Origin of the sequence: Parabacteroides goldsteinii DSM 19448 = WAL 12034 (genome assembly GCF_000969835.1) — a bacterium.
Classification (GTDB): Bacteria; Bacteroidota; Bacteroidia; order Bacteroidales; family Tannerellaceae; genus Parabacteroides; species Parabacteroides goldsteinii.
Genome location: NZ_KQ033913.1, coordinates 1,089,090 through 1,097,010 on the forward strand (window position 1 = coordinate 1,089,090; position 7,921 = coordinate 1,097,010).

General features: G+C 38.2%; 7 protein-coding genes. 3 read left to right on the plus strand and 4 right to left on the minus strand.

Annotated features, from left to right (window positions below; genetic code table 11):
• Positions 1-23 precede the first annotated feature (23 nt).
• The 4 genes from HMPREF1535_RS17425 to HMPREF1535_RS17440 are packed head-to-tail and all read right to left on the minus strand — an operon-like array spanning position 24 to position 4,496.
• On the minus strand, positions 24-866 hold the full coding sequence (locus HMPREF1535_RS17425) for a hypothetical protein (RefSeq protein ID WP_082207560.1): 843 nt from the start codon (positions 864-866) through the stop codon (positions 24-26).
• A gap of 29 nt (positions 867-895) precedes the next feature.
• Positions 896-2,089, minus strand: coding sequence for an EpsG family protein (locus tag HMPREF1535_RS17430; protein WP_046146985.1), 1,194 nt, complete (start codon positions 2,087-2,089; stop codon positions 896-898).
• Positions 2,086-3,363 (minus strand): oligosaccharide flippase family protein, encoded by a 1,278-nt coding sequence (locus HMPREF1535_RS17435; protein WP_046146986.1) that lies wholly within the window; start codon positions 3,361-3,363, stop codon positions 2,086-2,088. The genes HMPREF1535_RS17430 and HMPREF1535_RS17435 overlap by 4 nt, the downstream gene beginning before the upstream one ends.
• A gap of 11 nt (positions 3,364-3,374) precedes the next feature.
• A complete protein-coding gene (locus tag HMPREF1535_RS17440) occupies positions 3,375-4,496 on the minus strand; it encodes an MraY family glycosyltransferase (RefSeq protein WP_046146987.1) in 1,122 nt (373 codons plus the stop codon).
• Positions 4,497-5,056: 560 nt separating this feature from the next.
• On the opposite strand from HMPREF1535_RS17440, the gene HMPREF1535_RS17445 reads away from it, so the two are divergent.
• The 3 genes from HMPREF1535_RS17445 (at position 5,057) to HMPREF1535_RS17455 (ending at position 7,594) form a co-directional block, all read left to right on the plus strand.
• Positions 5,057-5,974: a cation diffusion facilitator family transporter gene (locus HMPREF1535_RS17445; RefSeq protein WP_007657222.1), complete on the plus strand. Its 918-nt coding sequence runs from the start codon at positions 5,057-5,059 to the stop codon at positions 5,972-5,974.
• Between the two features lie 145 nt (positions 5,975-6,119).
• Positions 6,120-6,632 (plus strand): cupin domain-containing protein, encoded by a 513-nt coding sequence (locus tag HMPREF1535_RS17450; protein ID WP_082207561.1) that lies wholly within the window; start codon positions 6,120-6,122, stop codon positions 6,630-6,632.
• Positions 6,633-6,697: 65 nt separating this feature from the next.
• Positions 6,698-7,594 (plus strand): helix-turn-helix domain-containing protein, encoded by an 897-nt coding sequence (locus HMPREF1535_RS17455; RefSeq protein ID WP_007657217.1) that lies wholly within the window; start codon positions 6,698-6,700, stop codon positions 7,592-7,594.
• Positions 7,595-7,921: the final 327 nt, after the last annotated feature.

The window sequence follows — 7,921 nt, forward strand, 5'->3', positions numbered from 1 at the left end:
TATGTTTTTTAATTATTTGGATTTTAGTGTTTGATCCGATAAATGCCACCTGTCTGTCCGCAAAATAACAGAAGATGTTTACCATGGAAATCCACGTCCTCCGGTTCATTCATCAGTTTTTCTTGCAAATTCAAAATGTGTGTCACCTGTTGTCGTTTTAAGTTTACCATGACAATAGCTCGTTCGGCATCTTTCCTATGTTCATTTCCCGTGTGCAATCCTACAGGCAAATAAAGTATGCCTTTACGTATGCTTCCACCTTGAAGTAGGTTTGGAAGATAAATATGAAACTGTTCTTCTACATCTTTTGCCGTTAGCGTAACATTACCGTCACTCAATAAGGGTAACGGAAAGCGAATAATCTGAAGTGAATCGCTTGCCTTGTTACTGTCTGGTACAAGCAAACGGGACACGCCATAAAGTTTTCGTTCCTCGCGATCAACGATCCAGTCATGTACTACCTGTGCTTCTCCTCCTACTTGATATTGCACTGTTTGTATAACCTTTGCGTTATCCAAGTTGACATTTTCCACAAAACAGCGATAAGGTCGGCGACACTCGGATATATACAAGGCAGGAAAAGTCATGTTCCCTTCTGGATATTCCACACCAAAGGAGGCGCAGTTGGCATGATTATTCTTGTGGAAACTACCGAGTCGATAACTACCAGCCAACTCTTTCCGATCTAAGCTATATATGCGACAGAGACCTTGGTCATTAAGTAATACGGCATAATTATCCCACACAGCCATACCTTGAGCTGAGTGTTTTTCATAGGTTCCTGTTATACTATAAATATTTGTAAAATGAGGCTGAACACAACTGACGCATGTTAACCATAAAAAGAGGAAAATAGACTGTTTCATTGTCTTTTATATAATGACTATATTGAGTTTTATTTATAATTAAAAATAAATAGTTCCCTATCACGATCTTTTTTCGGGTTGAGCACCGAATTATATGGATAATATCTGAGATAGCTAGCTACATTGGGATTGAGATCAAATTCAGCTTGATATCTCTTAATGGTAAAAAAAGAAGGTACCGAAAGAAAGAGAAAATATAATAAGAATCTTTTATTTAGAGAATAACAGCGAACTGATTTTATGAACATGATAATAATCAAAAGGCTGGTAAATGTTTGAAAATAGTCATATAATCTGAAAACAATCATAAAAGAGTATTTCAGACTTATCAACAGTATAGAGAAAAAAATTGCACTCTCAAATATCTTTTCATTTAATTGAACATAAGAACCATATTCTCGTCTACACTTTAGGTTCATAAATATATAGATGAACATTAGTAAAAAGATACTGAGTATTCCTTTCCAATTATATTCTGTCATAGTATATGTATCTGAAGTAGCATAAAACATAATTTCTTTAGTATAAACCGTATCTAACGAAAGTATATTTCCTATAACCATATAAATCCAATCCCTTTGGATAATAGGCATTACAATAAAAAAAGTAATAATAGGTATAACGTATATCTTCTTCAAAGAATAGACTAGATAAAATCCATAGAAAAGCCCAAAGACCACCAGCGAAAATTTGTGGAACAAAAAAGCTGTGATAACATATAGCACGACTTTCCATGTTTTACGTTCATTCAAGGCTAATATGGCAAGCAAGAAAAAAGCCAAAGCCACAGCTTCACGCATCACTTCCATATTCTGCTTGGTATATTCAAACATATAATAAAACAAGACCATAGAAAAACAAAGTGTAGGACAAACTTTCTTGACGAACTTACCCCAAATGACTATGTGGATCATGCTTACGACACACTGCACCAAAAAGAAATCATTACAAAGGGTTTTACAACAAACGTTAAGCAGTACCCAAAAAGGATCGTAACGAACATCTGAAAAATCGTTCCATTGTAAATGAAATAAATCCGGATAGTATTTGAAATCATCCATATACACCACTGTATCGCTACCTATCCTATATCGCAGCCCACTGACAAGGATCATTAAGGCTAGCGAAATAAAAAAATGTAGCTGTCTATGCCTTTGATACTGACCAACATCGTACACTAGTGCCAAGCATACATAATATGTGAATAAAAGGATATATATCATAATTTTCCAAAGGTCAAGATTCTGTATAAACGGCAGTAATAGAGACGATAAAACAGAACAAAAATATCTGTTAAAACCAATGCTAATGCAAAATTGTATATAGTAAACAAATTCATCCAATAGAGTAAAGAATAGATGAATACTAGTACAAAAGTGCTATATATAACACTATTATTGAAAGGTCTAGGATACCCGAACGCAACTAATGTCGTGGTTCCAAGACATATCGTAATACTTGTGCAAAACGTGTATAGACAGAATATGCGCATCAAAGAAATAGTTTCCGGAACCTTGGTCCCCGTGAGTAGAGATACCAATAGCGGAGATGCCACAAATATGATAGTACTCAGTCCAAAGGCCAACAGAATATTGAACCAAAGGAAGTGAACCACGAAACGTTTATCTTGTGTGCGAGTAATATGGGGGTACACGGCTTGATTGAGCATACTGGTAGGGATACGGACTGCATTGGAAACCTTTTGCGCCAATTCGAAAGCCGCCACGCTCTCCATTGTGAAAAATATGCCGCTCACGGTCTTTGCTAAGTTGGTATTGAAGATGACCGATATGCGTGAGAACCAGAAAGGTACGCTCTCAAAGAACATCTGCCGTATCATCGCACAGCCAGGCACTGCTAAACGTATACCTTCCAGTTTCAACAGACAATAAAAAGAAATTATCCCCGCCAGTACATTTCCCATGGACTGTAGAAGTGCAACCTGCGGATAATCCCCCTCGCTATGTATAAATATGAATACGGAAATCGTATAAAACAATATGGAACTGGAGCGGACAAGGGTGATGTATTTCATCTTTTCAATCCCTTGGTAATACCACACAGGAAATAATAGCTCCGACAAGCAAGTTAGAAATGCAAAAAAAATCAGAGGTTTATTCTGTTCCATAAACGGAACGATCAACATTCCGATCAGTAACACAAACGAACAGAGCAAAAACAGCAATAATTTGATAAATAGTACAGTAGAAACAAGTCTGTTCAATGCTAGCTTGTCGTTACGATGGACTGAAACATCTTTTACCGCAGAGATGTCCAAACCAAAATTGATGACCACACTAAAATATTGAATAATAGTTTGTGCTAAAGCTACCATTCCATACTTTTCCATACCAACCGTCCTTATAATGTAAGGAAGGGCTACGAAAGGCATAAAGATACGTACACATTCTATGATAGTCAAATACCCCGTGTTCTTAGCGATGATCCTGTTATTACGTAACTTATTCTTTAATGTCTCTATAAAGAAGCGTATCATTCCAATGAAAATCAGATTATATCCTTTAACTTTCCCGATAAATTATTTTTATCCCTGATCCGATCAAACCACAAATTCAACCCAACCCAAACAACAATATCCATTATAAACAAAACATTGTTATTTACATAGGATATTAATGTCATATTGATGACACTGAAAGCTAATGCCATCGCCAATATGCTGATCATTGCTTTGCGCGGACTGAAGCCCATATCCAAAAATTTATGATGTATATGGTTTCTGTCTGCATTGAATAACCCTTTATGATTTCGGGCACGTACCAATATGACCCGGAACACATCGAATATGGGAACAATCAATGTTGAAAAGGCAACAACGATGGCTCCTTCGGTATAAGGAGCTCTTTCGGAATTGTTGTTGGTATAAGCGATAGCTAAAAAGGCAAGTATGTAGCCTAATGTCAGACTACCGGTATCGCCCATGAATATTTTTTTGCAACGGTCGGCCTGTCCGAATACATTATAATAGAAGAAAGGAAGTAACACCCCCAATGTGGAAAAAGCAAACATGGCATAGACCCATTGTTCGTAATAGATGTACAGGCTACCGAGTGCGAGCAACGATATGCTACTTAGCCCTGATGCCAGACCGTCAATACCGTCTATCAGATTAATGGCATTGACAATGAATACGGTTAGGAAGATAGTGAAGGGGATGCCTAGCCAGGGTGTAAGTTCGTGGATACCGAAAAGGCCGTACAGGTTGTTGATCCACAGGCCTGACAGAGGAATGAAGCAGGCGACTATGGTCTGTATGATGAATTTGCTTCGATAGCGTAGTTCTACCAAATCGTCTTTTATACCTGATAAATACAATAACATCAGACCACAGACCATGAAGTAAAATTCGGGAATTATGAAATTAAGCTTGTCAATGGCTATTTCAAGCCCGACAATATACCTTAATCCGGTGACAAAGGCTAACGAAAACAGGATGGTGGGAACAAATGAAACACCACCCAATCGGGGAATTACTCCACTATGGACTTTTCGTTCATCAGGTATATCGAACAGTTTTTTTCGGTGTGCAACTACCAGAATACGCGGAATAATAAGCCTTGAAAGGATTATTGATATGAATAACGATAAAGTAATAAGTAGGTAAGCCATTACATTAATACTAGTTATTGGACATAACAAAGTTCGTCAGTCACATGTGTGTGCTAACGAAAAATGACTAGAAAAAACGATCGTTTTTTCTAGTCAGCGTAAAGGGATGTATTACTTCAAGTTACACAAGATATAAAACTTTTTATAAAAATTGATTTTCAAAGTTTTATATATTTTTTAAATTAAAGTAAATAAACCCATTATGATGACTAAAATAAACGATCGATTATTTTAGTCATTTGTTTTTGTTGTAATATATTGATAGCTATTTATTTATATTCTATATTTCGATTTATTTTATGGCTGATTTTGTTTAAATCTTTTATCTTATACAATGATATAAAAAAATACAATAACTATGTAAAAGTAAAGAATGTTGGAATGGGCTTTCATAAGGTTTTATATCTGATAAGTAACTGGGAAACAGGATATGTTGAAAAATTGAGGTAAATTGAAACCAATAAGGGAAAATAGTTGTATCGTTTGGCTGTGTGGGCAGATATATTATGCTTATATTTATCCCCTGTTTGTAAAATCTATTTACTTAATAAGGCAAAGATATGTCACGGGAGAAAATATTGATAAGGACTTCATGGATAAGCACGATTGGTAACGCTGTACTTTCCGTATCGAAAATTATTGTAGGTTTATTGGCTGGCAGTTTAGCCGTATTGGGGGACGGTATCGATTCGGCGACAGATGTAATTATTTCTGTTGTGATGATTTTTACGGCGCGTATTATGAGCCGGCCACCTTCTAAAAAGTATGTGTTCGGCTATGAGAAAGCGGAGAGTATTGCAACGAAGATCCTGTCGCTTGTAATATTTTATGCCGGTGTGCAGATGCTGTTGTCGTCTGTTGAAAGTATTTTTTCGGATGAGGCAAAAGAGATACCGTCTGCTATTGCTATATATGTTACTGTCTTTTCTATTGCCGGCAAACTTCTGCTGGCGTTATATCAGTATAAGCAAGGAAAGAAAATCAATAGTTCCATGCTGACGGCAAATGCTGTCAATATGCGTAATGACGTGGTTATCTCATCCGGTGTTCTGCTGGGATTGATATTCACGTTTATATTTAAATTGCCGATACTCGACTCGGTTACCGGATTGATAATAAGCCTGTTCATTATAAAATCATCTATCGGTATCTTCATGGACTCCAATGTCGAACTGATGGATGGTGTGAAAGATGTCAATGTATATAATAAGATATTTGAAGCTGTAGAGAAAGTGCCAGGTGCAGGTAATCCACACCGGGTTAGGTCGAGGATGATAGGAAACCTGTATAATATTACCCTCGACATAGAAGTGGACCCACAGATGACACTTATGCAAGCCCATGAAATTGCCGATGCCGTAGAGAAAAGTATTGAAAACTCGATAGACAATGTATATGATATTCTGGTGCATGTGGAACCTGCCGGAAAATGTCAGACGGATGAGAAGTTTGGTATCGACAAGGGGATGGTAGAATAATCTGTCGACGTGTGTTACTATCCCAATGGTAATCCGTAATTTGGGTATAAATATCTGTAATCCGTCTACAGTCTGGTTGTCACTGTTTCCTTATTTTTGCAGCATCGAAAGGAAGATGATAAAATACCATTAAATAAGGAAGCGTATGAAAAATAATTCAGTAATTATCCTGATTTGCATGGCACTCTTTGCAGTGAATGTGTGCAACAGTAAGAACAATAACGGAAATAATCAAACAGTAGAAATAATGGAAGATAAAACTCAAGTAAAAGAACCGGTATTGGGACTGGGCAATCCTATTACTGCTAACTTCAGCGGCGATGCCTGGCTGAAGATGCTTTCCACACAACCGGAATATGATTGTAACATTTATAATGTAACTTTCGCCCCCGGCACCCGCAACAACTGGCATTCCCACGCAGTAGGACAAATCCTGCTTTGTACTGAAGGAGTCGGCTATTACCAGGAAAGAGGCAAACCGGCCCAACGCTTGCAACCGGGCGATGTGGTAAATATTCCGGCCAATACTGTCCACTGGCATGGTGCTGCACCCGACAGCCGTTTTACACATATCGGAATCACTCCGAAGGTAAGCGAAAACAGTGCGGAATGGCTTGGCGAAGTGACTGATGAGGAATATACGGAAGCTGTAAAATAGTCGAAGTTTGACTGATATAACAAAAATCTATTAACTTTGTACTGAAACATTTAAAAGGAAAGACTATGGCTGAAATAGAAAAAATGGATCATATCTGCCAGTATAATGACCGGATAGGGCAGGAAACGTTGCACCCGCTGGTTAGCGTGATCGACTTCTCGAAAGTAGCGGGCATAAAACGTGCCCGGATGAGTTACGGCTTTTATGCAGTCTTCCTGAAAGAGGTAAAATGCGGCGACTTGCAATATGGACGTAATTATTATGATTACCAGGAAGGCACGATGGTTTTCACGGGTCCGGGCCAGGTGGTCGGTGTGTCGAATGACGGAGAGGTGATAAAGCCGAAAGGGTGGGCGTTGCTGTTTCATCCGGATTTGATTCGGGGGACGACACTCGGACGCAATATAAAGAATTATAATTTCTTCTCCTATGAAGTATATGAGGCTCTCCACTTGTCGGAACAGGAGCGGCAAATCGTAATCGATTGCCTGAAGAATATAGAACTGGAACTGTCCAGGGGGATCGATAAACACAGCCGGATGCTGATTGTTTCCAATATCGAACTGTTGCTCAACTACTGCTTGCGCTTCTATGACCGTCAGTTTATTACCCGCGAGAATGTAAATAAAGATACATTGTCGAAGTTTGAGAAGATATTGAACGACTATTTCCTGTCGGATAAGCCACAAGAGATTGGGTTGCCGTCTGTGCAATATTGTGCAGACCAGTTACATCTTTCCGCAAATTACCTGGGCGACTTGATTAAAAAGGAAACAGGCAAATCGGCTCAGGAACATATACAGTTGATGTTGATTGACATGGCGAAGGAAAAGGTGCTTGACACCAGCCGTTCTATCAGCGAAATAGCTTATGAAATGGGATTTAAGTATCCGCAGCATTTCACCCGTCTTTTCAAGAAGTGCGTAGGAACTTCTCCGAACGAGTACCGGGCGCAGAACTAAAGTATGAGAAATAATGAATGGCATGCAGATTGAATAAATAATTTTAATTTGCATGCCATTTGTTATTATGAAACATCCATGAAATAAATTTCGTCCAAGAGAATGTAAATAGGGGGGTATTGTTTACTTTAGTGTCATTCACTCGAAAAAACGAATGCAATGAAAACAGTACCTTTTGAACAAGTCATCCTCCGGGGTTGTGGAATAGATGTCCACAAGGACATGGTAGTTGCTACGATAAGTGGCGAAGGTCTCAAAACTGAAACCCGCAGTTACAAGACCTTCAGTAGTTCTTTGACAGAATTAAAAGAATGGTTATTATCCAGT